The sequence below is a fragment of the Acinetobacter sp. ANC 4973 genome (assembly GCF_002135275.1).
Lineage (GTDB): Bacteria > Pseudomonadota > Gammaproteobacteria > Pseudomonadales > Moraxellaceae > Acinetobacter > Acinetobacter kyonggiensis.
In genome coordinates this window covers 1-25,301 of sequence record NZ_NEGM01000026.1, presented here as the reverse complement: position 1 = coordinate 25,301, position 25,301 = coordinate 1, and the positions used below count along the sequence as shown (strand labels likewise).

The window sequence follows — 25,301 nt, the reverse complement described above, 5'->3', positions numbered from 1 at the left end:
AAACTTTGAGCTTTTCAAAGAAGAAAGAGAATCACGAGGCAGTCTTACATCTATTTTTGTTGAAATATAATCAGGATATGAAAAATAGGTGGATAACACGTTAAATTTAAACACTACCAATAATACATATCTGTTTGCGGTATTCTGAAGTTTTACGTCTTCAATCCCCTTCGCCTTAAAGCATTCTTTCTTGAAATTAAAATATTGATCTGCCAAATCGCTTATACATATGCTCAACACTTTCTTTTATCAAAATAAAAAACCTACTTACCTCTCCCAAGATAAGTAGGTTTAATCTACGCTGTAATTTTAGAATTTTTAAATTATTTATTTTCACTAAATATAGCGTTAAATTATTTCAATAATATGAAAGCCATTAAAAAAGCCCACATTTTTGTGAGCTTTTATTATTTATTTATCAACTATAAATCAGTACCAATAAATACACTTTCAATAAAAGCATTTGCATCGTGATCATCGAGTAATTCAATGTTTACGTCCAAATGAATAACTTCAGCGCCAGTTTTTTCTTTAAAATCAGCAAATTTTTGAGCAAGAAACTCTTGAATTTCATCTTCCAGCTTAGCTCTTTCAATACGATATTCTTCTAGTACTTCTTTCACAGCAATCACCCTAATTTTTAATTGTGCAATTAATTTACCATAAAGATCAAAAAAACCGGATCAATTACTCAACTTTCGTTGCTATTCTTAATTGGTATACGGTTTAGAAATAAAAAGCCATGACCTCATTAAAGATCACGGCATCATTTACTCTGTTAATCCTATAAAGAACAACCTGCTTTATTAGTATTTATAAGTTAATCCTGCAAATATTTGCTGACGTTCAACCATATATGTATCCGTTCCATTCGCTAACTTTTTATCAAGAAGGTTCGTTAAGCCTGCTCTGAGCGTAAGGCTATCACTATGCTCATAATTAGCAGCCAAACTCATGATTGTATGACGTTTTTGCATACTTGATGTAGCTGTAGTAGCAGTCAAATATTGCTTACCTTGGTATTGTGCAGCCAGTTCTAAACTTAAGGGATCAATTGGCTTCCAATTCAACGCAGAGTTAACAATTAACTTAGGTGTTGTAAGCAAAGGCGTATTTGTATCTTTATCTTTTGCTTCAAAGAAATACGTGGCATTGTTATTCCAATTCAAATTATTCATGATTGGATAATTTGCAACTAATTCTAGGCCACGTGTGATAGCAGAATTGATATTCTCATTACGAGTAAACCAATTTCCATAATAATAACCTAAAGGTGAGTAAGCAATTTTATTTTTAAAATCAGTATGGAAGTAAGTAATACCTAAATCCGAACCAAAACCTGAATAATTTATGCCAATTTCATAATTAGTACTTTCCTCAGGTTTCAAGTTGGGATTTCCTGTCATATAGCAACTACCACTCGTGTAGATATGTGGGGCATTTTTTTCGTCATACCATGTTCTCCCCAGTAGACCACGACAGCCATTACCTCCAGATCTTGTGGCTGCACCTGCTGTAGATTCTTTTACAGTTGGTGCACGAAAACCTTTAGCTACACCGCCTTTAATTACTAAATCTTCAGTTGGGCTATAAACTAAATACGCTCGTGGACTGTGGTGTGATCCATATTTATCATCATGATCTAAACGATTACCCACTGTTAATTTAAGGTTATCTAGCAGTGAAATATTATCTTCAACAAATAATGCCCAGCTTTTATTATCGACCGTAGGATTACTATAACTTTTTCCATCCCAGCTACCACCAGGAAGTGTCCCAATAGTACTGGTATTGGTAAGCTCTTGTTTTTTCCATTGGCCGCCCACTGTAATAGCTTGTTCCAGCAGGAAATCAAACGGCATGCTTAAACTGCCTTCGACGATCGTTTCATTTGACTTTGTTATTGAACCACTTAAACTTTGATCATAATCATTATAGTAGGCATTTAATTTTGATTTCCCTATCGCCCACTCACCTTCATGTGAAATTCCATAATTATTATGGGTTAGTTCGCTTGGTCCCCAACTTGTTTCTGATTCTGCACCTGTCAAAGCATTAACTTGAGAACCCTTTGTATTTTTTTGAATACTGTGACCTGCATCAAAACTAAGTGAATGCTTATCCGTTAGCTGATAATGCAGCATTGCATTGTAATTTTGGTCTTTTGATCCTGTTGTACCGTCTCCTGCTTTACGCTCTTTATCTGCTTCACGCTCAGTTAAACCCGCAGTTAAGCGCAAACCTAAATTATCAGTTAATGGGCCTGCCGCCATAACACCTGTTTGCACTGATGTGCCTAATTTTGAAGAAGTTGTAGGCTGAGTATAGTTTAGAGTGACATTTCCACCCCAAACATCTGGAATTTTTCGAGTAATAATATTAATTACACCACCCATCGCATCTGACCCGTAAAGAGAAGACATTGGGCCACGGACGACTTCAATACGTTCGATCATATCGGATGTAATCCAATTCAAGTCTTGACGACCTAAATCTGGACGGTAGCTTGTATCTCTAGAAGATCCTATACGCTTACCGTCAACTAAAATTAATGTGTAGTTGTCAGGTAAGCCACGTATTTTAATCTTAGAGCCATCTTTAGATGGACTTGTACCACCTGTTACACCAGGCACTTTACTTAATAACTGCCCAAGACTTGCTACTGGCTGCTTCTCAATATCTGCTCTTGTAATGACACTGATACTTGCGGGTGCTTCCTTAATATTGACAGCTTGGCTGCTGGCAGTCACCACAATGGTGTCTAACTTCACTGTTTCTTCTGATTTATCATTAGCATGAGCTGACACTGACAGGGCTGTTAGTACTGACATTGATAATGCAGTAAGAATTAAGTGTTTATTCATGTTTATACGCATCTTTAATTATGGAGAAATTACGAACCAATTGTTGCGTATTGTATCCACAAGCACCCATTGATGTAAATAATAATGATAATAATTATTATTTACATCAATGGGGTTGGGTAATGTCTTTCATGAAAAGCTCATAAAATTCACCCAATAATAAAAAAGCCCACATTTCTGTGAGCCCTACACGTCTTTCCGTGCTGTCAACAATTCACAATCTTCATCGATTGTTAGGACAGCTCTCCACCGACCTGATATAAATATACATGATTATCATTAACATTCAATACTTATTATCAATTGAATGTTAAAATATCAAGTAATACTAAATAATTTGAAACCATTCTTTCATTTAAAAATCTATTAGAGTTTCTTTAAAGGGTTGGACAGTCATTGAAAGGCTAATTAAATTGTTCCAATAAAGATCCACCTTGATCATGCAGACAATAAGAATAGCCAATCACTACCTTGAGCTATAAAATACTTTAAAAGTGATCTATTTGTAAATTACGCTTTCATTATTTATCTAACGACATAGATAAAGTTTTTAATGCGAAAAGTAAAAAGAAGATTTGAATTTAAATGGAAATTTCGTGCCTTCTTTAAAATCATGTTTCAATTTTGCTAAACGTGCTGCTTTTAATATTTCTTCATTCTTAAATTTCACACCATTAGTACTTAATAGCTTCGCATCTAAAACATTCCCTTGAGCATCAACTTGAAATTCTATCTCGGCAAAATAAAAATCGTGCTTTAATACATTACGCAGGTATTCAAAATCTTCACGACTAAAGTTAGGTTTAGGTGAAATAAACCAGTCAGGCTGAAGATTAGGTGCTTTAGACCCATCATTTAAAGTTACTTCATTATTCCCCATTATCAGCCTATTTAAAAAGTTGAAACCTGCATAAGTAGGGTTGCAAAAAGATGATCCTAATAACAAGATAAATAATATTTTTTTAGTTTTCATGAATCATCCCTAACTAAAAACCAATTACAATGAGGAAGGTATTATAATAAAAAACAATAAATCAAATACTTATATTAAAATCACTCCTTCTCTTCTTAGCTATATCATCCTAAAAACAGTTTATTATTCTTATATCACTTTAATTGGCTTAAATATTAAAAACCCGCTTAATCAAACCATCCAACTTTCTGGGGGGCAGATCATAATTAGCGGGTTCCATTTACGACTTGTCTTTATCTATTGAGTGAGGACTTGTAGTTTTATCTTGCTCTGGAGTATCAGTATCTCGTTTTTGGCATGCTGTCAGCCCAAGTGAGAGAATTAAACAAAAAATAGTTATATATTTCATAATATTCCTTATCTAAAAAATTATTCAAAGTACTGTGACGTTCTAAAAATTGCACCCATATTTACAACTTTCAAAATCAATTAAAAAGGCTTTTGGTATATTGCGCAATGTGATGTATGTAAGCAAATCACACCATTTTAGTCATGGATCTTGCTCAACTGTAATTTTGCTTGTCTATATCTTTGTCAGCTTGAATGCGGGTAAAGCTTTCCTGTGAGCCAATTTTGACTTTATCATTTTGTCTTGTTGGTCGCTTGGATTTGACTTTTGATTTAGATCATCTGGCTGCTTCAGATATAAAATTTTCTACAGTTTCAAATAATTAATTTACAGCAGTCCTTGCCTGTCTTTGGTCATGAAATATATTATCTAAATAACCTAGCTCACGTTGTACATCAATCAATGTCTGTACTAATGTGCCTAATTTCGGCTAAGTTAGCTCATTATTTTGAGAAAGTTACTCAATTGTCTATTGAATCAATTCTGTAAAAATCATTATTGAAAAGCCCAAACCTAGACCCCAAAAAAATAGCTTTTTTATTATTTTTTCCTCCCTCAATTTTATAAATTAAAACAAAGACTAATCTTTATAATAAAAACCACCCGAAGGTGATTTTAACTTAGATTTACACATTAAATTGAATATATTTTTCTATTTTTAGGATGGTGAAAACAGCTATCTAAGGTGAGTTTAATTACCTGCCCATCAATAACAATTCTATTTGATGGTTGATAGATATTGCCGCCAATATTTGAATCTAAACCACGATTAGGTTTTGGTTCATAAATTCTCTTAATTATAACAGTATCTCCCTCATCATTAGATGCGGTAACTTCTTCAAGCTTGTAGTGATTAGACATAAATCTCCCCTCTTCAAAATACTACAACTATTAAATCAAAAATAAATGAATTTATTATGAAACTCATCACAGCCCATTTCTAATATTTTTATCGAATATTTATTACACCAAATCTTTCAATCACTTTACTTCTTTTAAATTTCACACAATATTTCGTAAAACTTTCTAATTTATCTCTATACAAAAAAAACCCACACATGGAAGAGTGGGCTAAAACTAAGAACACCTTGGAAGGCGTTAGAAACCACAGCTAGTTTCTGATTATCATTATCATTTAAATAAAGCAGCCTCACAGTGGCAAAATATATCAAAAAACAAAAATAATGCCAACTAAATCAAATTACTATCTACACTTAATTAATTATTTAGAATAAGTAAAAAGCTCGATCTACTGACCGAGCTTTTGTCACTATATAAATCTGAGAGTCGCTAATTAAAATCACGCTTATTCATGAGGTTACTTTAAAGAAATTACACAGTAATATTCTCAAACTTAACATTTTCATCTAACTGAGAATTTTTAGTGCTTTCATCAAGCTGAGCGTTTTTTGGATTTTGCTTCCTATTCTTCATCTTCTTATAGCAATATCCCGCTGCCACACCTGCACCAATTAGAGCTAACAATTTCATCACTCACCTCAAAACAAAAAACATGGGAATACAAACCCTATCACCCATTCTTATAGCTTTGCACCTTAACTTAGATTGTTTTTTGTATGAGATGTGAATCTAGGTACCGAAGAACAAAAGATGCTCTTACACAGTCATAAATCAACCTAATCCAGTATCATCTAAAAAGCCTAATTGTCTATCTTGCTATTTTCATCTTTTGGCAAGGTTGTTTACACGAATCGTGTCTTCTTTGATTTTTTAAGGTCAATCAAGATTTTCTCCTCCACATCATTCTGATCACGTTCAAAAAGATCATCTAAACCCTTTCAACCGTCTGGATCAATTCAATCAGAACTGGTTCTAATTTATCATTAAAGAATTGATCCAATAGAGATTGCTTGACTACAGTTTTAACTACTCTAAAGGCTGAATCGTCAAAGGTTTTGGAAAAACTGGGAATTTAGTGATTATTGCTTATGACGGTGATAAAGCCCCGACTTTCAAAAAATTAATTATTGAATCTAGCGGTGAATATTTAAAACCACTCAACCCTGAATGATATAAAATAACAAATACAAGCTATTGTATTATATAAATTAGTTTTCTGAATTAATACTGCACTAACTTGAACTATATCTGAATATTGCTTTAGATTATCATAAAGAGAAATATGAACTCACTTATGCCTCATGAAAATAAAACCACCCAATGATGAAATTAGGTGGTTTTTCTATTTAGATGACTTTTATTTTTGAATCATTGATTAATGAACGTTATATCAGAGTTTCTTCCAAATCATATTGCTAACAGTATTACTATTTTTAGCTTTACCTTGGACTTTTATTTGATCTCCTGAAGCATTTAGACGGGCATCAATATTATATACTCGCCCATCCTGTGGGTTGACCCACACTCCTTTGCTGAATTGCTGATTACTGGCATCTGCAACAAGCCCTTTTAGTGCCTCCATTCCAAAAATCGGCTGATTTTTCAATGCACCCTGACATTTGGTACACACTTCAGTCATTGGTGTACCTGGTAAAGGATAGTTTTTAGTAATGACAGCACTATATTGCTGTGTTTTTGAATTTTTACGGATCACGATATCTGAGATATAATAACCAGTATAGTCATCTATAACCTTCCACGTACCAATTAACGGATCAAAAGGCATAGCAGATAATGGATTAATAAGTCCAAGGAGTAGTGCAACAGCACCAATAAATTTAAGGTTCATAAAAAGATATTTACAATTCAGGGGAAAAAGAAGCACAGTTGTGCGCAAAGTACGCGAGATTATAACAATTATTTTTTTTACAAAGACAATAATTTCATTAAAATTAAATATATAGTTGATAAATAAATTAAGAGATTAAACAAAAACTCAAATCAGAATATTAACTTTTTTAGTCAAAATTAGGATTTATTTTGATTATCATACTGTTTAATTACGATCAGGCTAAGACAAGATAAAATATGGTCTGCAATAATTATTTTTAGTTTATTTTATTTAATATCAATATCTTATCAACATTAATTCTATATAAGAAGCCTATAACAACACCTCCCTTTAATACTATGAATAGTATTAAATCACACAAGGCCCACTTTGGTGGTTTTTTAATATCTTCCACTATTCGTTTCAAACCTGATAAAATTTATACACTGAACAAGAACGTGGTGAACATATGAAAATGGAAACAGCTTTCATCTCACTAATCATCGCTATCGTCATTATTATTCTTATTACTATGTACAATAAAAAGCGCTGATTTAAAAAATGGAATTTTCAAATCTACTTTGATATGAATTTTCTTTATAATTCTCAATTCAATAAAATCAAAATGATGAGAGAAAAATACTGCCGACTCTACTTCTTGCACTTCTTATTACAAACTGCTAAAAGCAATGAGAGAAAGTAATGCCATCTGAACCAGTCAAAGTATATGAGTTTGCTAAAACTCAATATTAAGCTATTATTTTTAGAATCTTATCCATTTTACTTGCACTATTTTCTTTAATAATATTTGATAAAATAAATCTGGACTCAATTTTTTTGTTTAAAACATGAAAAGTAGTGCTGGGAAAATACTAAATCATTTTTTTGATATTAATTTTTACTATTAATGGCAGGATAATTAGATGAATAGTGCTGAATTTAAAAACTTCGAAGAAGCTGGTCAGGCTGTTTTAAAATTTTTATATCAAAAATTTGGTTTTAATTTATGGATGATTACTCGTACTGAGGGTGATGATTGGATTGTGCTTCAAAGTGAAGATAATGGATATAACGTTCAACCTGGTCAAGTATTTCGTTGGGCTGACTCTTTCTGTTCACATATGGTACAAGGCAAAGCCCCTAAAATTGCTCCCCGATCAGAAGATATTCCACTTTATGTTAATGCACCCATAGCTAAGCAAGTAGAGATCAAAGCATATATTGGCCAACCACTTACAAAAGAAGATGGTTCTCTTTTTGGTACGCTCTGCGCGATTGATCCCAAGCCTCAATCAGAGGCAATAATAAAAGAAGCCGGACTAATTGATCTATTAGGTCAAATGCTAAGTTATATTTTACAAGGAGAATTACGAGAAGTTGAACAAATACGCCAACGTGAACGCTTTAAAGAAGAAGCTCTAAACGACTCATTAACGGGATTATTTAACCGAAGAGCGTGGGATAAGTTGGTCAATTTGGAAGAAGAACGTTGTAAACGCTATGGACATCCTACTGCAATTTTAATGATTGATCTTAATAATTTGAAAACTGTAAACGATAGTTTGGGACATACTGCGGGTGATGAACTCATTCAAAAGGCAGCGACGGCTTTAAAAGGTTGTGTACGCAGTAATGATATTGTGGCTCGTTTGGGTGGAGATGAATTTGCGATTCTGAGTATTGAAAATAATCAAATAAATGCAGAAAGTTTAGTAAATAGAGTTCTTCAGGCTTTTGCAGAAGCGAATATCAGTGCTGCTATTGGTCTTGCTATGCGCAACCCTCTTAATGGATTATTAAAAACGCTGCAAGAAGCAGATGAGAAAATGTACGCGCATAAGAAAAAGATTAAGTCTTAAAGCTTTTGAAAAAATTAAACTTTTTAAGTAACCCGAATCCTGTTTAAGCGGATGCTTCCATAGTTTGAATCATCGGCTTATTTTGATGACAAAAATGTATTCAAATCAACAGGTGTTTCCCACATTACTGAAGCATGCGTCAGGACACTGCGTATCTGTAATAATTCATGAAGAATAGTACTAGGCACAACAGGACCAACTTGCACTTTCGGACAATACGTTTTCCTTAAAGCAACATGGTCTGATAAATCCATACTGTTTAATTTCATGATAGACTTTTTAGCTATTGGAAATTTCTTGATTAGCTTTAAGGCATTTACTTTCGTTTTACTATAGACCCCTTCTGTTTCATTCAGGTATAAGTCTATGGCGTCGGATAGTCTTATGCTTTTCTCATATTGATTACCGTTCAAAATGTCTGGATTATTCTCAATTTCAACTTCACGCTTTTTGACCCACTTTTCAGCAATGCGTTTTGTACTAAACGTTTTACTTTCTTTATATGCGGGAAAGTCTTTGCGGTTTATGCGTATTTCTGCTCTGTATCGTAAAGTCCCGTCTGAGAGTGATCTTTGAACTATTGTTCCCATAAAATTTACGCCTTGAGCATTTTTTTCATTATGGCGTAAATCAGGGCCTAAATATAAACACGTTCGCGCAGCAAAATCGGTGTTCACACAGGTTCGAACGTGTAGTAAGCTATCAATCAAGATATTGTTTTTGATACAAAATTTATAAATTACTGAAATTTAATATTATTAAGGTTTAAAGGTGTAACTTATGTTGAAGTGGTTTGAAAAACTTGTCGATCCTTATCCATCTAAAGGTTTAACTGAACCACTTCCAACCCGTTTCTTCCCTTTCGTTTGGCAAGCTGCAACAGGTGTTCGCCCCTATTTATTATTGTTGGTATTATGTACTGCTGGAGCTGCGAGCTTTGAAGCAGTACTTTATGCAAAAATTGGTGATTTAGTAAACTGGTTAAGTAAAAGTCAACCTGAAACATTCTTAGCTGAACATACACAAAATTTGACTCTTTTGACCTGTATTCTTTTTGCCAATATTTTCTTTGCAAGTTTTCAATCAATTATTAAACATCAAATTCTTTACAGCACCTTTCCAATGCGCCTGCGCTGGCGCTTTCATAATTTATTACTACAACAAAGTCTGGATTTTTTCCATAATGATTTTGCTGGTCGCCTATCTGCCAAAGTTATGCAAACTTCGCTCGCAGTACGTGAGTTTTGGGTGATTTTAGGTGACATGCTGGCTTATGTCGTGATCTATTTCGTGACCATTAGCTTTGTATTGGGCGCAATTTCCCCAATGTTGATTTTGCCTCTGATGCTTTGGTTAGTACTGTTTATTGCGGCAGCTTGCTTTTTCATTCCTCGTTTAAGCCGAATTTCCAATAAACAAGCCGATGCTCGTGCGGTCATGACGGGGCGCGTAACCGATGCTTATACCAACATTCAAACCGTTAAATTATTTGCCCATGCGGGTCATGAAAGCCAATATGCCAAAGAGTCTATGCAAGGCTTTATGACCACGGTTTATCAGCAAATGCGTTTAGGGGTGCAGTATGAAATCAGCATCAACTTATTGAGTGTGGTTTTATACGTTGGGGTTTTAGGCACAGCCATTTGGCTTTGGATCAACGGGCAAGCGGAATTGGGGATTATTGCGGCAACGACAGCCATGATTTTAAAACTTAATAGCATTGCTGAATTTATGATGTGGCAAACATCTGCACTCTTTGAAAATGTCGGAACCATTCAAGATGGCATGAAAACACTGGGTCGCCCTATTAACATCCAAGACAAAAAAGATGCTGCCCCATTACAAGTGCCACAAGGTGAAATCAAATTTGAAGATGTCAGCTTTGCTTATAACAATAAAAATGTGATTGATCATTTAAATTTAACCATCAAACCGGGTGAAAAAATTGGTATCGTGGGTCGTTCTGGTGCTGGAAAATCTACACTTATCCAATTGTTATTGCATTTTTATGAGATTAACCAAGGTCGTATTTCGATTGATGGTCAAAACATTCAAGATGTAACTCAAGACAGTTTGCGTAAAAGTATTGCCTTGGTGACCCAAGACACCTCTTTATTACACCGTACCGTGGCTGAAAATATTAAATATGGTCGTCCCGATGCAACAGATGAACAAATGTTTGAAGCTGTTCGCAAAGCCAAAGCAGAAGATTTTATTCCTCAACTCACCGACTTACGGGGTAAATCGGGTTATGAAGCCTATGTTGGTGAACGCGGTGTAAAGCTCTCTGGTGGACAACGTCAACGGATTGCCATCGCACGCGTATTTTTAAAAGATGCACCTATTTTAATTTTAGATGAAGCAACCAGTGCTTTAGACTCTGAGGTTGAAGCTGCAATTCAATCCAGTTTGGATGAATTAATGAAAGGAAAAACAGTCATCGCAATTGCACATCGACTTTCAACCATTGCACAAATGGATCGTTTGATTGTATTAGATCAAGGACATATTGCAGAACAAGGTACGCATGATGAACTGGTCGCACTAGGTGGAATTTATGCCCATTTATGGCAAAGACAAACAGGCAGTTTTTTAATCGAGCAACAAGCTTTGAAGAAAAAGGAATTGGATTAATGTTGTATTTAGAAGATATAAAACTGGGTGATTGTTTCATAAGTCGTGAATATGAAATGACATTAGAAGAAATTAAACAATTTGCCCATGCTTATGATCCACAAATTTTTCATACCGATGAAGATCAAGCCAAAGCACATCCTATTTTTCAAGGTATTGCCGCAAGTGGATGGCATACTTCTGCGGTAACAATGCGCTTATGGACAGAATGTTTTCCTGTCGCTTACGGACTGATTGGTTCAGAATCCAGTATTCGCTGGCCAAGACCAACTCGCCCTAACGATAAAATTCATGTTGAAGTTGAAATTGTTGCGATTACGCCATCAAAAACCAAAACTGACCGCGCTATCGTGACCTATGTAACGCAAACATTGAATCAAAATAATGATGTTTTATTAATTTCTACGACAAAAATTGTGGTCTTTAAAAAAGAATTTAAAGCGGCTTAATTTGAAGACTTTAAAATAATTGTCGAACAATTTTAATAGAATACTGTTTCTTTTCATGCCAATATGAAAATCAACAAATAGAAAAACAATGAAAGTGCAATGGATAGCGCATGAAAACGATTTCTCCAAAACAAGATCAAGGAATCCCCGGTGTTTACGGTCTGCTCCTCTTAGATGTCGTGTCTCGTTGGGGCTACAATGCTGAAGCATTGTTTACACCCTTTCATTTAACCAGTGAGCTATTGGCGGATCCAGATTTTCGTATTCCAACATCGGTTGCAAATGAGTTGGTGAAACATGCTCTACGCTTAACAGGAGAACCGACTTTAGGTTTTCATTTAGGCACGCAAATGCGAATCTCGATTCATGGTTTTATTGGCTATGCCATTATGACTGCACATGATATTACGGATGCTTTGGTGTTAGCCAATCGCTTTATTCAGCTCCGTATGCCCTTTTTACAGCTTTATTTTTCCACCTTTGGTGAGAAAGCAACGCTGCAATTACAATGTGATTTTGATATTGAGCCTTTACGGACGGAAATTACCATTGCTCTGACTTTTGGCATCATCACTATGGCGAAAGCTTTAACAGATTGTGATGATTTATCGGGTGATATAGATTTTGATTTTGCTCAACCCTCTGGTTTTGAACGCTATATCAATAAGTTTCCATCCCATAACTTCCGTTTTGAACAGCCACATTTATTATCAAGTTTTGATAAAAAATACCTCAGTTTTAAAATGGTGAATGCCGACCCAATTGCCAGTCAAATTGCGATTAATCAATGTGAAGCTGAATTGTCTGCATTAGGCGAACGACGACGCCTAGCTATGCGTGTACGTGACATTTTGACCAAATCAGAACAACATTATTTAAGTATTGAAAATGTCGCAGACCGTTTACATATGTCTGATCGGACTTTAAAACGTCAGTTGGCTGCCGAAGGAACTTCTTTTTCAACCTTAGTCGATGAAGTCCGCTATCGTCATGCAACATCGCTCCTTTCACGAACAGATTACACCTTGGAACTCATTGCAGATGAACTTGGCTACAGCGATGTTGCCAATTTTAGTCGGGCATTTAAGCGTTGGAGTGGTCGTAGCCCAAGCAATTGGCGTAAAGATCCTTATTTATAAACTTTCGTTTTGATCAAAAAACATGTATAAAACATGGCAAAAATGATTTGAATATTTTAAAGGAGTCATCAATGAATCATCCTTCAGAGTTGAAGTATGCAAGTACCCACGAATGGGTCAAAATTGAAGGTGATCTGGTCATTACAGGTATTTCTGACCATGCACAAGATGCATTGGGGGATTTAGTTTATGTAGAAATGCCTGAACTCGGTCAGCAAATTACTGCAGGTCAGCAAACTGGTGTGGTCGAATCAGTTAAAACAGCATCCGATATTCATGCACCTATTTCAGGTGAAGTGGTTGCAGTGAATTCAAGCCTTGAAGATGATCCAGACTTTGTCAATGATGATCCATATGGTAAGGGCTGGATTTATAAAATTAAGCCAAACGATATGGCTGATATTAATCAATTACTCTCAAGCAGTGAATATGAAGCAGGCTTATAACCTAAGTCTTCAGCATCAAAAATCAGCCTTTATGGCTGATTTTTTTATTTATGTAGAAACATAATAATAAACAACTAAAAATCACATTGTGATTTTTTATCAAAAAAAACATTAACCTAACCACATATATAATCAATAATTATTAAAATACTATACTTTTCAATAAAAATATTCTAAACTTTATAACATCTAACGACTATTTAACTTATCTCTAATCATTACAACAATGATATTCCTAGCTTAAGAAGAATTGTTTAATAAGCCTCGTTAGCCGTATATCATTTATGATTATCTAGGTAAGTTATGTCTTCAGAGAATGCCGAACAACTGTGGAATAAATCATTTATTCTATGTCTAGCCAATAACCTTTTTTTGTTTGTGTTTTATTTTGCACAAACGACTATCTTGCCCATTTATATTTTAAATGAATTACATGGCACGTTAGCACAAGCGGGTTTAGCCATGACCTTATTCATGGCATCATCCATTGCAGTTCGCCCTTTTAGTGGATTAATCATTGAAAAATTTGGACGTAAAAAAACACTCTATGTTTCCGAAGCCTTATTTTGTCTATTCTCTTTTGCCTATTTATTTGCAGATAATCTAACTATTCTCTTGTTCATTCGGTTTTTACATGGCATTTGGTTTAGTATCTTAACCACTGTGGCCGTCCCGATTGCTCATGACTTTATTCCTGCAAAACGTAAAGGTGAAGGCATGGGATATTTTGTCATGTCGATTAATTTAGGGATTGTCCTTGGGCCACTACTCGGTCTTAGTTTAATTCAACCCTTTGCATACACCACAGTTGCAGGAATTCTTGCTGCAATTATTTGCCTCGGTTTTATTTTTTGCTTCATGATTCCAATTCCAGCAGAAACTAAATCGGCAATCACTCAAGTAAAGCGCCGTTTAACGCTGCAAGATTTTGTCGAAAAAAAAGCACTCCCTGTTTCAATTATGGCAATGATCATCTCTTTTTCTTATGCCAGTATTATGTCGTTTATTTCAACATTTGCAGAATCAAAAAATTTACTGCCCTACGCCAGTTTATTTTTTGTGGTCTTTGCAATTTCAATGATGAGCCTACGACCAATTACAGGGAAAATTTATGATCGAAAAGGTGCAAATTATGTGGTTTATCCTGCTATTGCCCTATTCTCAATTGGACTGATCATTTTAAGTCAAATCACTTCAGTCGCTGGTTTGATGATTGCTGCAATATTTGTCGGAATGGGTTTTGGTTCAGCTCAACCTTGTTTACAAACCCTTTCTATTCAGCGTTCAGCGAAAGATCGAATTGGACATGCAACATCTACTTTTTTTACCTGTTATGACTTAGGTATTGCACTTGGATCAATTTTATTGGGTCTTGTGATTGTTCAGCACAGCTATAGCTTTGCATATTTACTTTGTGCATTTATTACCGCATTAAGCTTAGTATTTTATAAATTATATGTAGATCAACCGAAAGCATCTTAATCATGTAAAGTCATGATCGTGCGGATGAAGTCGACTTATTGCAAACAATTGAACATTTTTAGTGTCTTAAATTGCTTCATCTCGAAGTCTAAATAAACTGGGCATGATCCAAGATTGGAATCATGCCCATTCAATAAATCAACACACTAAAAAATTTATTTTTTAACTGGAAGTCACAGATTCTTGTTTCGTATCGCTTTCATCGGCATCACCCTCTTGTTTCATGCTAAATGATGAAGCTGGAGTTACAGCGGCTTGATCTGATCGGGTACTTTTTAATTTAATCTGTAAACGTAATTCATTCATAGAGTCAGCATTACGTAACGCTTCTTCATAACTGATTGAACCCTCATTATAAAGATCAAATAAAGCCTGATCGAAGGTTTGCATACCTAGTTCGCGTGACTTTTTCATGATTTCTTTAAGTTCATGAAGCTGACCTTTAAGAATATTATCGCCAATCAATGGTGTATTGAGCAAAATTTCAATGGCTGCACGACGTCCACGACCATCTTGAGTACGGACTAAACGCTGAGAAATAATCGCTTTCATATTTGAAGATAAATCCATCAATAATTGATTTTTTCGTTCTTCAGGGAAAAAGTTAATGATTCGATCTAGTGCTTGATTGGCATTATTGGCATGCAAAGTACCTAAACATAAATGCCCTGTTTCAGCAAATGCAATGGCGTGTTCCATCGTTTCAGTATCACGGATTTCGCCAATCAAAATTACATCAGGTGCTTGGCGTAAAGTATTTTTCAAAGCATTGTGCCATGAATGACTATCGACGCCCACTTCGCGGTGGGTAATCATCGATTTCTTATGTTTATGCACATATTCAACCGGATCTTCAACCGTAATAATATGCCCTGCTGAATTTTCATTACGATGATCAATCATGGCTGCTAAAGATGTGGATTTACCCGAACCTGTTGCACCAACAACTAAAATTAAGCCCCTTTTTGCCATCATCACATCTTTGAGTGATTCTGGTAATTTTAACTGGGCAAAATTTGGAATTTCTGCGGTAATGGTACGAATCACCATACCCACTTGTAATTGTTGTTGGAACACATTAATACGAAAACGTGAAACATTGGGAACACTAATGGCAAAATTACACTCAAGTTCTTTTTCAAATTCCTGTCTTTGAGTCTCATTCATTAAACTATAGGCAAATAATTTTGTTTTATCGGCAGTTAAAGCCTGTTGCCCAATAGGTTTCATCAATCCTTGGTGTTTAATACTAGGTGGAAAATCTGCTGAAATAAATAAGTCAGATCCGCCATATTCCACAACTTTGGTCAGCATATGAAATATTATTTTACGCGCTTCTTCCAATAATTCGGCACTGTACATATTTTTCCCCATTAAACATTATTTAAAGTACTAAATAACAATTGCATATCGTTAGTTATGTATTTATTAAACAATTAGTTATTACTTAGTATCAATTTTTAATATTGTGCATAAAGAAGCGCGATGACTCAAATTTGTTAATTTTAATTGGTTAAAAGAATTTTAAAAAATTGTATATCACATCAACAAAGCCGTGATCTAAATTTAAACATCTAACATAAATGGACAGATTTCAAAAAATGAAGCCCTTTTAAAAGAGCTTCATTGCAATATAACCATGTTTTTAGCCGTATTAAGCACTACGTTTCAATTGAGACACACGTAAGGAGTTTGCTACGTCCAATAAAAGCTGATGTGTTTTATCCCAACCTAAACAACCATCTGTTACAGATTGACCATACGTCATTTCACATGAAATTTTTTGCTGCCCATCTTGTAAATGACTTTCTAGCATCACACCACGTACATTGCTGTGTGCACGTTCAGCCACAATGGTACGTAACACTTCAGCTTGTACTAATGGGTTTTTATGACTGTTACCGTGACTACAATCAATCACTAAAGCGGGTAATTCAGCTTTGCTTTTTGCTTTAATTTTTTCAATTTCAGCCAATTGATAATTAGGACCTGAATTTGCACCACGTAAAATCAAGTGTGCTGCTCTATTGCCTTGTGATTCCAAAATACAAGGTAAACCAGACTGGCTCATGCCCATGAACTGGTGTGAGTGAGATGCAGATTGAATCGCATCAAGTGCAATTTGAATTGAGCCATCCGTGCCATTTTTGAAACCAATGCTGTATGGCATGTGGCTTGAAATTTCACGATGAATTTGTGATTCACTGGTACGTGCACCTATTGCACCCCAAGCCAGTAAGTCATCGAAATAAGCTGTTGCCATAGGGCTTAAAATTTCAGCTGCAATCGGCAAACCCATATCAATAATTTGTAAATACAACTCACGTGATTTTTCTAAGCCCAATTGCATATTCGATGAATTATCTAAATTTGGGTCATATAGAAAACCTTTCCAACCAATCGTGGTTCGTGGTTTTTCAATATATGCACGCATGACGAGAAAAATTTGATCTGAGACTTGGCTTTGTAATTGTTGTATTTTTTGAGCATATTCAAGTGCAGAAATGGGGTCATGAATTGAACATGGACCTGTCACAATCATCAAACGATGATCTTTGCCTTCTAAAATATTTTGAATTGTCTGACGCTGATCGGCAATTTGTTGCGCCAATTTTGCCGACAAAGGCAATTGCGCCTTCAATTGATAAGGCAAGCTTAAAATGGTTTCTTTTGTAGTCGTTTGAGTCTGTTGTAAAGCAGTATTTAAAGCATTCATGGAACTTTCCTAGGGACTGTTTTTTCAGTCCAATCTTTTATTTGAGCGTTATGGGTCTAATGGATTGCGTCATCATTTGATTAAAGTAAAACCAATAAAAGTTGCTAAAATATGAATAAGTTAATGTTTCCATGAGGTAACTCCAAAAAGTGTAAAAAAATAAAGCATAAAAAAACCTGATCAGGGTTGCCGATCAGGTATTAACTTGGTGGGCAACCATTTTTTGCCCGAACGCATTCAGGCAATTATCTAAATTGCCAAAAATAATAAGTCGCGTTTGAGATTGCTGGTTGCTTTAACATCTTTATTTCTTCAAAAAAGTATGTATCTTGAGATAAAAATACGCTGTATTTATACATTTGACAATAGTTTTATACAAAATAAAATGACATAAATCAGTTAATCTTTACTTAACTTAGACCTATGGAACATTTCTGATTGCGGTCAAGGTCATCAAATGCATTCTGCCATAAACACAGCATATGCTTGATTCAACATCCCCTATTTTGAATCCGTTATGTCTTAAAATAAGCAAGTTTAAAAATAAGAAAATAACAGACAATCGATTGGCATTAAAAGATAAAATACGGGCTATAGCAAAAGCTTAATTTGTTTACTACATATAATGAAGGATGTATTCATGTTCCAACATGTTGATACTTATGCAGGTGATCCGATTCTTTCTTTGATGGAAGAGTTTGGTAAAGATGAACGAACAAAAAAAGTTAACTTAAGTATTGGGCTTTATTACAATGAGGACAATATTGTTCCGCAGCTCAATGCCATTAAAGCCGCATATAAAAAGATTGAACCAAGTAATGACAAGGTCAAACTGTATTTACCCATGGATGGTTTGAAATCTTATAATGCAGCAACTCAAGCCCTTGTTTTAGGCGAACATAGCCAAGCTCGCCTAGAGGGTCGTGCAGTGACCATTCAAACTTTAGGTGGCTCTGGCGCGCTTAAAGTCGGTGCTGATTTCTTAAAAAAATATTTTCCTGAATCCGATATTTGGGTCAGCCAACCGACTTGGGAAAACCATATTGCGATCTTTAATGGCGCAGGGATTCACTCACACTTCTACCCTTACTTTGATGCTGCAACCAACGGTGTAAATGTTGCTGAAATGCTGGAAAAATTAAGCAAACTTCCAGCTAAAAGCATTGTGTTATTACACCCTTGTTGTCATAACCCGACAGGTGCAGATTTAACCCCTGCGGAATGGGATCAAGTGATTGCAGTCTTAAAAAAACAAGACCTAATTCCATTTTTAGATATTGCCTATCAAGGTTTTGGTCAAGGCTTAGAAGAAGATGCATATGCGATTCGCGCTTTAGATCAATCAGGAATGAATTTTATTGTCAGTAATTCATTCTCTAAAATTTTCTCGCTTTATGGTGAGCGTGTGGGTGGCTTAACGTTTGTTTGTGATGATCAAGCCACGGCACAAAAAGTATTGGGGCAGCTTAAAGCTACTGTACGTCGTATCTATTCAAGCCCAGCAACGACTGGTGCATTATTGGTCGATAACGTACTTAATGATGCTGCTCTCACTGCACAGTGGGAAGCTGAGCTGAAAGAAATGCGTGAACGTATTATTAAAATGCGTCATATTTTAAATGACAAATTAAGCCAAGCATTGCCTGAACATGACTTTAGTTATTTGGTTAAACAACAAGGTATGTTTAGCTATACAGGTTTAACGGCTGAACAAGTCGATATTTTAAAAGACAAATACGGTATTTATTTAGTGCGTAGTGGTCGTATGTGTGCCGCGGGTTTGAACTTAAATAATATTGATTATGTTGCTGAGTCTATTGCCGAAGTGATTAAAGCAACCGCTTAAAATACGCCGCTAAAAAACGGGCAAATTGCCTAATGCCAGTCAGTTAAGAAATTGATTGGCATTTTTTTTTGACTTCATAATAATATTCGATACGCGAAAACGTCATCCGCAACTGTTCGAGGCAAAACTATTTTAAAAAAGTAAGGTTTCTGCGATTAATTAATCAGTAAAAGGGATTTGACGAGTTTTGCGGATGACAAATGCCTTTGGTTACTTTGGGCTTATCCAAAGTAATCAATGAGCTCCAAGTATTTGATTTAAAAATATAAGACTCCATTGTGAATAACTAAAAAGCTAAGGAGTTAATTGTAACCCTCCTTAACCAATCAGTATTAGGCAATCTGCCCGTTTTTATTATTAGTACAAATCAATCTTGAAAATGCACCACTGAACGAATAGATTTACCTTCATGCATCAAATCAAATGCTTCATTAATTTGATCTAACCCCATGGTATGCGTGACAAAAGGTTCAAGCTGAATATCGCCTTTCATTGCATCTTCAACCATTTTAGGCAGTTGAGTGCGCCCTTTCACACCACCGAATGCCGTGCCTTTCCAAGTACGGCCAGTGACCAATTGGAATGGACGAGTCGAAATTTCCTGCCCTGAACCTGCCACACCAATAATCACCGATTGTCCCCAACCACGGTGCGCACATTCAAGCGCTGAACGCATAACATTGACATTACCAATACATTCAAATGAATGGTCTACGCCCCAGTCTGTCATTTCTACAATCACTTGTTGAATCGGCTTGTCATAATCTTTTGGATTTAAGAAGTCAGTCGCACCAAACTCTTCAGCCAGTTTGAATTTCTCTGGGTTCATGTCAATTACAATAATACGCCCTGCTTTGGCTTGACGAGCACCTTGTACCACAGCAAGACCAATGCCGCCTAAACCAAAGACTGCGACTGAATCACCTTCTTGTACTTTGGCCGTGTTATGCACAGCACCAATGCCTGTGGTTACGCCACAACCCAATAAACAGACATGTTCAGGATTTGCATCAGGATGAATTTTCGCCAAAGACACTTCAGCAACTACGGTATATTCACTAAAGGTTGAACACCCCATGTAGTGATAAATAGGCTGACCATTATAAGAAAAACGTGTCGTGCCATCAGGCATTACACCTTTACCTTGAGTCGCACGAACAGCCACACAAAGATTGGTTTTTCCAGATTTACAGAATAAACACTCGCCACATTCAGCCGTATAAAGTGGAATTACATGATCACCCGCTTTGACACTGGTCACACCTTCACCCACTTCTATTACAATCCCTGCACCTTCATGACCCAGTACCGCTGGAAAGACACCTTCAGGATCATCACCCGACAAAGTAAATGCATCGGTATGGCACACACCTGTATGGGTGATTTTAACCAGAACTTCACCTGCCTTTGGTGGAGCAACATCTAGTTCGACAATTTGAAGCGGTTCACCTGGACCAAATGCGACTGCTGCACGTGATTTCATGAGATAACGATCCTTTATTTAGTTCTTTAACAGATGAGCTACAGTAACCGCTTTTTATTATCAGATTCAACCTTTAACATGATGATAATATGTACTTATAACTTAATGACGCCATAATAATTATGCTAATTAAACCATTCATTCATTTTGTCATGTTTTCTTTAGCACTCATTACGTTGACGGGGTGTAGTTTGCCTATGAATCAATCAAATAAACAACCACCTATTCAAATTCATGCAGAACACTGGTTAAACGGTTCAAATGTCGACATACAAATAGCGCAAGGCTTAACGGCTTATTTGGCTTTGGACGATGCTTTTATCAGCATTGCCTCAAGACTGCATCTAATTAATAAAGCAAAATATAATATCGATTTACAGTATTACATTTGGGAAGATGATTCGATTGGGCATCTCATGCTGGCTGAACTTTTAAAAGCAGCAGATCGTGGGGTCAAGGTTCGGCTATTGATTGATGATCAGAACGGAACCAAACTTGATGCCACTTTAAAACAACTTGCAGCACATCCAAATTTTGAAATTAAATTATTTAATCCCTATAAATTTAGAAAACTACGGGTCATTGATTATGCATTTCGTTTAAAACATATTAACCATCGTATGCACAATAAACTTATTATTGCCGATGGTGCCATTGCGGTTACTGGTGGTCGTAATATTAGCCGTGAATATTTCGATGCCAGTGATAATTTTCAATTTACCGATATGGATATTTTGTTCTATGGTACTGCTGTTGACCATGCCAATGACGTTTTCCATGCGTTTTGGAATGACAACTTAAGTTATTCAGTGCCACAACTTTTGGGCGATGGCAATCAAGAACAGCTTGCTAAATTGCGTCAGTATTATGAACTTACTGCTTTACAAAAAGATCAGTTAAAAAAACGCATTGAATTAGCCGAAAAACAAATCAATAAACACTTAAAAGATCGTCCTATTAATTGGGCAAAAGCTCATTTTATCGCAGACTCACCGGATAAAATTCGTGGTGAAGTAACCAATGATCAGCTTATTTATCGTCAAATGCTCAATATTATGGGAGAGCCAAAGCAGCATCTTGAATTAGTTTCAGCCTATTTTGTACCTACGCGTAAAGGAACAAACGCTTTAGTTAATTTAAGCAAAAATGATGTGCGGATTCGAATTTTAACCAACTCACTCCTTGCCAATGATGTCGCATTGGTGCATGCCTTTTATCAAAAATATCGTCATGATTTACTACAAAATGGCATTAAACTGTACGAATTCAAGCCCTATATTGAACGTAATAAACGGACTTGGTATGAAGTAGTCACAGGAAATGTCATTCCTGCCAAAGGTAAAAACACCTCTAGCTTACATGCCAAATTTTTTGATATAGATGGCATGGTCTTTATTGGTTCATTTAATTTTGATCCTCGTTCAGCCAATTTAAACAGTGAAGTCGGACTTGTGGTTGAATCTGATGTTCTACAAAAATATATTTCCAAATCACTCGATCAATATTTACCGCAAATTGCCTACGAATTAAAATTAAATAAACAAGGCGAAATCATTTGGCTTGATCAGCATAAAGATGGCTCAATTGTAGAATATAAACATGACCCAGAAACGACGAAATTTCAGCGCTTTGCTATGCAAGCGGTATCCTACTTGCCCATTGAATGGATGATGTAATGACAAGTTAATGACATTTAAATACACATAAGCCTTTTATTTCGAGTGAAATTTCAATCTGTCTAAACCCTGCCTGCTGCAAACTGACTAAATGCTCTTGTTTTGACATATAAAGTTCATTATTGGTCATGGCACTTTCAGCAAATAAATGATCACATAGCAAATAAGTTGCATTCGGATTAAGCAGTGTTGTTTTCACAATGTGATGAAAATCCATTGCATATGCTTTATGGCGTAGCTCGTGCAAAGCTTGATGCATAATAATGACATCGTATCTAGTAAGTGGATCGACCCAATCGGGTTGTTTAAAATCTCCAACCACATAACGGGTTCTTTGTAACTCATTTGCAAGCAGTCTATTTCTTGAAAGATCATGCATCGCTTCAGAGAAGTCAAAAGCAGTATAGTGAATATTTGGACATCTTTCTAAGAGGTGTTTAGCCAAATATCCGGGGCCAGCGCCAATTTCTAGAATGTTTCTAACATTTGACTGTTGTATCAGCTCAGCATAATAATCAAAAAATGCATATCGCCATGGCCTTTTAATATTCACTTCACTTGCCCATTGCACTGCATCTTCAGGTTTTCTTAAATCAATCGGGCTAGCAACTTCTTTTATTAACATTGTTTTTTAGAACATATAAGGTTTTGATTTATATTTATACATAAATTCAATCAAGCTTTGCAAAGGTTTTATTCATCGGCCCCTTTGCTTTAACATTTCACTTTTCGAGTATTAAACTCTTTTTCTCCTGATCGTGACTCTTTCCCATGCAATTTTTTGATTTAAGCCGTCAATTTAATTTAAATGATATTTTATTGCCTTATAAAACCCTCGATGATTTAGGTCGCCAAAAATGGTTTTTGTCTAAAGTTCGAGTAGAACATAACTGTTTATCTGAAAGTGATCTTTTAGAAGGTCAAGTCGTTTTAAAATCGAATGAAAATATTCAAATTGAACTCGAGTGGCTTATTTTAGATACAGGATTTGAACTTCAGGTTTTATTTAAAGGTATTGAAACTGAAACCAATGAAGAAACGCTACTTTTGGTCAAAGGCGCTCAAATCATTGATATAGAACAGAAGAAAATTTCTGCACAATCTTTAAGTTTGTGGCTAGATGGCACACTCCTCCCAATGTTGCCAAAGATCCGTACAGAAATTAAAGCACGTTTAAATCTGTGGGATTATGTCGCGTATGACAATTAAGCATTCAATTAGCAGTTTATGGATTTTCTTTACTTGTTGATTAACCTATAGAATTTAATCGTATAGATTAATAAAAGGCTAAACTTTCTTAAAGTAAGCCTATTTCATTAAATAATTGAGCATAGGCTTCAGCTTTTTTTTCAACTGGCAAAGGATAAGCACGTGAAGATGAAGGCATACGGTATAAAGTAAGGTCACGTTCAGCGAAATATGTTTTTGAAGACTGTCCAATTTGAGGTTTTTCAGTCCCCTCTGGCATAGAAAGCATTAAAGTATCTGTGGCTTTATCTCCAGTTGTCATCACATTGTGGCACTGGGGTATATCTTGTAAAAGTTGCGCTAAATCAGTCGGCTTCGCTATTTGTAGAAATTTATCAGATGCATTGCCTTTTAAACGAATGACCTGATACGCAGTATCAAAAATCGCTATGCCTCTTTCAGTTAAAAAATCACGAATGAGGAGTTCTTTAAAATTTTTATTCGCTAGATCAAGAAAGTATTCTTTATTTTGAAAGAACACTAAACCAAAAATTTTCCACATATCATTTTGATAGTTTGGGTAATAAAAATCCATTTTCCAACGTGTTCTAGGCGGAGGAAAACTCCCCAACATTAACAATTTCGCATTTATTGGTAAAAATGGTTCTAGTGGATGCGTTTCAATTTCAGACATTATTTAAAATCAATAGGTTGTAAAATATTTTAAGGAATGATTTTGACTATACGTCAAATGATTTTCTCCTGAATTTTAGCATAACTGTAACTTTTATAGCGATACAACTTATTCCTCTTAGTGTTTTCTTAATTAACACCTGCAAAATTCCTGCAAAACTTCTGCAAAACTATTATTGAAAATATAACTAAATTCTAAAAATCGTAGCACAGAAATATTTTCGTAAAATACCATTTCATAAGGTTTTTGGTGTGCTACCAAATTAAGTAATCAGCTATATAGACCGTTATGACAAAAGAAAATCATGAAAATTTGGCGCTATTTTCTCAATAGATATAGAATCAGGAGTATTCTAAATTTCTAATAAAATAAGTTAAAAATGAAAGTATCTGATCTAATACCGAATCAATTGCCTGTAATTCTTGCCAAAGCAATGAAAGTAAAATCAGCCCCAGTGCTCGATTGGGAATTATGTGGAAAACTCATAGAAAAAGAAAATATTAGCCTAGTCCGCTCATATTCAAGATGAACAGCATTTTACATTGGCCCACGCTATGATAGTAAAGAAGCTGAATAAACAGCTGATACTGCTATAGAAGCTATTGTGAAGTGCTTTATTGAAAAAAATTAGGTAGTGAGATTTAAGATAGTACGGTAATCCCCCTCTAAAAATAATTGGTAGTGCTCAGATCCAACGTGTTTTATTTTAGAATACAACTGAAACCACACAAGCTGTAAATACTGACAATGATCATAGAAACTACAACCTACCTATGCACCCGCTGCCAATCAGCGAATATCTATAAGAATG

Annotated in this window: 23 protein-coding genes and 1 pseudogene; 10 read left to right on the top strand and 14 right to left on the bottom strand. The window is 35.4% G+C overall.

Features of this window, described 5'->3' with window-relative positions; all coding sequences use genetic code 11:
- The 7 genes from B9T30_RS16575 to B9T30_RS16545 form a co-directional block, all read right to left on the bottom strand.
- Positions 1 to 216, bottom strand: a 216-nt coding sequence (locus B9T30_RS16575; RefSeq protein WP_205666518.1) for a hypothetical protein, incomplete at its 3' end; no start/stop codon positions are given.
- 206 nt (positions 217 to 422) lie between these two features.
- A complete protein-coding gene (locus tag B9T30_RS15890) occupies positions 423 to 623 on the bottom strand; it encodes a hypothetical protein (RefSeq protein WP_086185851.1) in 201 nt (66 codons plus the stop codon).
- Positions 624 to 806: 183 nt separating this feature from the next.
- Positions 807 to 2,864: a TonB-dependent receptor domain-containing protein gene (locus B9T30_RS15885; protein ID WP_086185850.1), complete on the bottom strand. Its 2,058-nt coding sequence runs from the start codon at positions 2,862 to 2,864 to the stop codon at positions 807 to 809.
- Positions 2,865 to 3,414: 550 nt separating this feature from the next.
- Positions 3,415 to 3,837: an energy transducer TonB gene (locus B9T30_RS15880; RefSeq protein WP_143223217.1), complete on the bottom strand. Its 423-nt coding sequence runs from the start codon at positions 3,835 to 3,837 to the stop codon at positions 3,415 to 3,417.
- A 220-nt stretch (positions 3,838 to 4,057) separates the two neighbouring features.
- Entirely contained in the window at positions 4,058 to 4,186 is a 129-nt protein-coding gene (locus B9T30_RS16890) for a hypothetical protein (protein ID WP_413772580.1), read from the bottom strand.
- A 633-nt stretch (positions 4,187 to 4,819) separates the two neighbouring features.
- Positions 4,820 to 5,047 (bottom strand): hypothetical protein, encoded by a 228-nt coding sequence (locus B9T30_RS15875; RefSeq protein ID WP_086185848.1) that lies wholly within the window; start codon positions 5,045 to 5,047, stop codon positions 4,820 to 4,822.
- Between the two features lie 471 nt (positions 5,048 to 5,518).
- A complete protein-coding gene (locus tag B9T30_RS16545; RefSeq protein ID WP_171264182.1) occupies positions 5,519 to 5,677 on the bottom strand; it encodes a hypothetical protein in 159 nt (52 codons plus the stop codon).
- Between the two features lie 430 nt (positions 5,678 to 6,107).
- Between B9T30_RS16545 and B9T30_RS16765 the strand changes: the two are divergent.
- Positions 6,108 to 6,215: pseudogene (locus B9T30_RS16765) on the top strand (peptidase S24); the annotation flags it as partial.
- Positions 6,216 to 6,437: 222 nt separating this feature from the next.
- On the opposite strand, the gene B9T30_RS15870 reads toward B9T30_RS16765, so the two are convergent.
- Positions 6,438 to 6,896: a DUF2147 domain-containing protein gene (locus B9T30_RS15870; protein ID WP_086185847.1), complete on the bottom strand. Its 459-nt coding sequence runs from the start codon at positions 6,894 to 6,896 to the stop codon at positions 6,438 to 6,440.
- 905 nt (positions 6,897 to 7,801) lie between these two features.
- On the opposite strand from B9T30_RS15870, the gene B9T30_RS15865 reads away from it, so the two are divergent.
- Positions 7,802 to 8,737 carry a sensor domain-containing diguanylate cyclase gene (locus B9T30_RS15865; RefSeq protein ID WP_086185846.1) on the top strand — a complete coding sequence of 312 codons (936 nt, stop codon included), beginning with the start codon at positions 7,802 to 7,804 and terminating at the stop codon, positions 8,735 to 8,737.
- Between the two features lie 77 nt (positions 8,738 to 8,814).
- On the opposite strand, the gene B9T30_RS15860 is transcribed toward B9T30_RS15865, so the two are convergent.
- Positions 8,815 to 9,414, bottom strand: coding sequence for a hypothetical protein (locus B9T30_RS15860; RefSeq protein ID WP_205666517.1), 600 nt, complete (start codon positions 9,412 to 9,414; stop codon positions 8,815 to 8,817).
- 103 nt (positions 9,415 to 9,517) lie between these two features.
- Here B9T30_RS15860 and B9T30_RS15855 point away from each other — a divergent pair, with 103 nt between their 5' ends.
- The 5 genes from B9T30_RS15855 (at position 9,518) to B9T30_RS15835 (ending at position 14,887) form a co-directional block, all read left to right on the top strand.
- Positions 9,518 to 11,371, top strand: a complete 1,854-nt coding sequence (locus B9T30_RS15855; protein ID WP_086166251.1) for an ABC transporter ATP-binding protein — start codon at positions 9,518 to 9,520, stop codon at positions 11,369 to 11,371.
- On the top strand, positions 11,371 to 11,820 hold the full coding sequence (locus B9T30_RS15850) for a MaoC family dehydratase (protein ID WP_086185845.1): 450 nt from the start codon (positions 11,371 to 11,373) through the stop codon (positions 11,818 to 11,820). Before B9T30_RS15855 ends, B9T30_RS15850 begins: the two co-directional genes overlap by 1 nt.
- A 110-nt stretch (positions 11,821 to 11,930) precedes the next feature.
- Entirely contained in the window at positions 11,931 to 12,959 is a 1,029-nt protein-coding gene (locus tag B9T30_RS15845; RefSeq protein WP_086185844.1) for a helix-turn-helix domain-containing protein, read from the top strand.
- 71 nt (positions 12,960 to 13,030) lie between these two features.
- Positions 13,031 to 13,405: a glycine cleavage system protein GcvH gene (gcvH, locus tag B9T30_RS15840; RefSeq protein WP_086185843.1), complete on the top strand. Its 375-nt coding sequence runs from the start codon at positions 13,031 to 13,033 to the stop codon at positions 13,403 to 13,405.
- A 303-nt stretch (positions 13,406 to 13,708) separates the two neighbouring features.
- Complete coding sequence (locus B9T30_RS15835; protein ID WP_086185842.1) at positions 13,709 to 14,887, top strand: MFS transporter; 1,179 nt, start codon at positions 13,709 to 13,711, stop codon at positions 14,885 to 14,887.
- 162 nt (positions 14,888 to 15,049) lie between these two features.
- Here the strand turns inward: B9T30_RS15835 and B9T30_RS15830 are convergent, their stop codons facing one another.
- Positions 15,050 to 16,249: a PilT/PilU family type 4a pilus ATPase gene (locus B9T30_RS15830; protein WP_086185841.1), complete on the bottom strand. Its 1,200-nt coding sequence runs from the start codon at positions 16,247 to 16,249 to the stop codon at positions 15,050 to 15,052.
- A 292-nt stretch (positions 16,250 to 16,541) separates the two neighbouring features.
- Entirely contained in the window at positions 16,542 to 17,603 is a 1,062-nt protein-coding gene (locus B9T30_RS15825) for a 3-deoxy-7-phosphoheptulonate synthase (RefSeq protein WP_086185840.1), read from the bottom strand.
- A gap of 640 nt (positions 17,604 to 18,243) precedes the next feature.
- Here B9T30_RS15825 and B9T30_RS15820 point away from each other — a divergent pair.
- Positions 18,244 to 19,449 carry an aromatic amino acid transaminase gene (locus B9T30_RS15820; protein ID WP_086185839.1) on the top strand — a complete coding sequence of 402 codons (1,206 nt, stop codon included), beginning with the start codon at positions 18,244 to 18,246 and terminating at the stop codon, positions 19,447 to 19,449.
- A gap of 367 nt (positions 19,450 to 19,816) precedes the next feature.
- Here the strand turns inward: B9T30_RS15820 and B9T30_RS15815 are convergent, their stop codons facing one another.
- The gene (locus B9T30_RS15815) at positions 19,817 to 20,932 is read right to left on the bottom strand and encodes an S-(hydroxymethyl)glutathione dehydrogenase/class III alcohol dehydrogenase (RefSeq protein WP_086185838.1); all 1,116 of its coding nucleotides are present in this window, start codon (positions 20,930 to 20,932) and stop codon (positions 19,817 to 19,819) included.
- A gap of 122 nt (positions 20,933 to 21,054) precedes the next feature.
- Between B9T30_RS15815 and B9T30_RS15810 the strand changes: the two genes are divergently transcribed.
- A complete protein-coding gene (locus B9T30_RS15810) occupies positions 21,055 to 22,608 on the top strand; it encodes a phospholipase D family protein (protein WP_086185837.1) in 1,554 nt (517 codons plus the stop codon).
- A gap of 7 nt (positions 22,609 to 22,615) precedes the next feature.
- Here the strand turns inward: B9T30_RS15810 and B9T30_RS15805 are convergent, their stop codons facing one another.
- The gene (locus B9T30_RS15805) at positions 22,616 to 23,233 is read right to left on the bottom strand and encodes a class I SAM-dependent methyltransferase (protein ID WP_086185836.1); all 618 of its coding nucleotides are present in this window, start codon (positions 23,231 to 23,233) and stop codon (positions 22,616 to 22,618) included.
- Between the two features lie 146 nt (positions 23,234 to 23,379).
- Here B9T30_RS15805 and B9T30_RS15800 point away from each other — a divergent pair, with 146 nt between their 5' ends.
- On the top strand, positions 23,380 to 23,817 hold the full coding sequence (locus tag B9T30_RS15800; RefSeq protein ID WP_086185835.1) for a hypothetical protein: 438 nt from the start codon (positions 23,380 to 23,382) through the stop codon (positions 23,815 to 23,817).
- 88 nt (positions 23,818 to 23,905) lie between these two features.
- On the opposite strand, the gene B9T30_RS15795 is transcribed toward B9T30_RS15800, so the two are convergent.
- Positions 23,906 to 24,490, bottom strand: a complete 585-nt coding sequence (locus B9T30_RS15795; RefSeq protein ID WP_086185834.1) for a uracil-DNA glycosylase family protein — start codon at positions 24,488 to 24,490, stop codon at positions 23,906 to 23,908.
- Positions 24,491 to 25,301: the final 811 nt, after the last annotated feature.

Coding starts and splice junctions, on each gene's coding strand:
- B9T30_RS15850 (WP_086185845.1), top strand. CDS start 11,371: ATGTTGTATTTAGAAGATATAAAACTGGGTGATTGTTTCATAAGTCGT.
- B9T30_RS15875 (WP_086185848.1), bottom strand. CDS start 5,047: ATGTCTAATCACTACAAGCTTGAAGAAGTTACCGCATCTAATGATGAG.
- B9T30_RS15870 (WP_086185847.1), bottom strand. CDS start 6,896: ATGAACCTTAAATTTATTGGTGCTGTTGCACTACTCCTTGGACTTATT.
- B9T30_RS15880 (WP_143223217.1), bottom strand. CDS start 3,837: ATGAAAACTAAAAAAATATTATTTATCTTGTTATTAGGATCATCTTTT.
- B9T30_RS16545 (WP_171264182.1), bottom strand. CDS start 5,677: ATGAAATTGTTAGCTCTAATTGGTGCAGGTGTGGCAGCGGGATATTGC.
- gcvH (WP_086185843.1), top strand. CDS start 13,031: ATGAATCATCCTTCAGAGTTGAAGTATGCAAGTACCCACGAATGGGTC.
- B9T30_RS15865 (WP_086185846.1), top strand. CDS start 7,802: ATGAATAGTGCTGAATTTAAAAACTTCGAAGAAGCTGGTCAGGCTGTT.
- B9T30_RS15845 (WP_086185844.1), top strand. CDS start 11,931: ATGAAAACGATTTCTCCAAAACAAGATCAAGGAATCCCCGGTGTTTAC.
- B9T30_RS15815 (WP_086185838.1), bottom strand. CDS start 20,932: ATGAAATCACGTGCAGCAGTCGCATTTGGTCCAGGTGAACCGCTTCAA.
- B9T30_RS15835 (WP_086185842.1), top strand. CDS start 13,709: ATGTCTTCAGAGAATGCCGAACAACTGTGGAATAAATCATTTATTCTA.
- B9T30_RS16890 (WP_413772580.1), bottom strand. CDS start 4,186: ATGAAATATATAACTATTTTTTGTTTAATTCTCTCACTTGGGCTGACA.
- B9T30_RS15825 (WP_086185840.1), bottom strand. CDS start 17,603: ATGAATGCTTTAAATACTGCTTTACAACAGACTCAAACGACTACAAAA.
- B9T30_RS15810 (WP_086185837.1), top strand. CDS start 21,055: ATGCTAATTAAACCATTCATTCATTTTGTCATGTTTTCTTTAGCACTC.
- B9T30_RS15820 (WP_086185839.1), top strand. CDS start 18,244: ATGTTCCAACATGTTGATACTTATGCAGGTGATCCGATTCTTTCTTTG.
- B9T30_RS15795 (WP_086185834.1), bottom strand. CDS start 24,490: ATGTCTGAAATTGAAACGCATCCACTAGAACCATTTTTACCAATAAAT.
- B9T30_RS15830 (WP_086185841.1), bottom strand. CDS start 16,249: ATGTACAGTGCCGAATTATTGGAAGAAGCGCGTAAAATAATATTTCAT.
- B9T30_RS15855 (WP_086166251.1), top strand. CDS start 9,518: ATGTTGAAGTGGTTTGAAAAACTTGTCGATCCTTATCCATCTAAAGGT.
- B9T30_RS15800 (WP_086185835.1), top strand. CDS start 23,380: ATGCAATTTTTTGATTTAAGCCGTCAATTTAATTTAAATGATATTTTA.
- B9T30_RS15885 (WP_086185850.1), bottom strand. CDS start 2,864: ATGAATAAACACTTAATTCTTACTGCATTATCAATGTCAGTACTAACA.
- B9T30_RS15805 (WP_086185836.1), bottom strand. CDS start 23,233: ATGTTAATAAAAGAAGTTGCTAGCCCGATTGATTTAAGAAAACCTGAA.